This window comes from Prevotella sp. HMSC073D09 (assembly GCF_001814145.1).
Taxonomy (GTDB): domain Bacteria; phylum Bacteroidota; class Bacteroidia; order Bacteroidales; family Bacteroidaceae; genus Prevotella; species Prevotella conceptionensis.
Map to the genome: position 1 here is coordinate 1 of NZ_KV815106.1, position 300 is coordinate 300.

Genomic DNA, 300 nt, shown 5'->3' on the forward strand with positions numbered 1-300 from the left:
TTCCTTGTTTGTTGGACTTGACACTCGCGATTTGTCCTGCCGCATTGTAATGATAGGTCACTACCTCTCCGTCGGGATAAGTCATGGTGCGCACACGGTTCCAGCTGTCGTAGGTAGCACCATAGACATAGGTACGCACATCAGCAGTGCTGACCATCACCGAACGAACTGTTTTTACCACTTCGCCTTGGTTGCCGTAATAATAGGCTTCACCACCCGAAGCATCTTCTACAAGCACAAGTCTGCCTGCACGGTTGTACTTCTCTCCCGGTTTGCCATAGGTGTAGGTAACGCGGTTGA

At 50.7% G+C, this 300-nt stretch carries 1 protein-coding gene; it reads right to left on the reverse strand.

Features of this window, described 5'->3' with window-relative positions; genetic code table 11:
• A partial coding sequence (locus tag HMPREF2955_RS08895; protein WP_168166879.1) for an RHS repeat domain-containing protein occupies positions 1–300 on the reverse strand: 300 nt, incomplete at both ends.